1 pseudogene is annotated in these 318 nt (G+C 45.9%); it reads left to right on the top strand.

Going from position 1 to position 318, the window contains the following annotated elements:
• A pseudogene (locus tag AAEY79_RS14360) lies at positions 1–318 on the top strand (glucose-6-phosphate isomerase); the annotation flags it as partial.

The raw sequence follows: 318 nt of genomic DNA, 5'->3' as shown, positions 1-318 counted from the left end.
GGTCGGGGGGCGTTTTTCTCTATGGTCTGCCATTGGTCTTGCGATAGCGATTCGTATTGGTATGCCACAGTTTCGTGAGCTACTTGCTGGCGCGCATAGCATGGATGTGCATTTTGCCAATGCTGACTTTGCAGATAACTTGCCAGTATTATTAGGTTTGCTTGCGGTTTGGAATAGCACCTTTTTACACATCCATGCGCATACAGTGCTGCCTTATGACGGTCGTTTGGGTTATCTACCCAGCGATTTAACCCAGCTTGAAATGGAAAGTAATGGTAAATCGGTTACTCACGATGGTGAACACATCGATTATGATAC

The organism is Psychrobacter sp. GW64-MNA-CIBAN-0177, assembly GCF_040309585.1.
GTDB lineage: Bacteria > Pseudomonadota > Gammaproteobacteria > Pseudomonadales > Moraxellaceae > Psychrobacter > Psychrobacter okhotskensis.
Note: the sequence above shows the minus strand (reverse complement) of the source record. Positions and strands in the feature narration are given on the sequence as shown.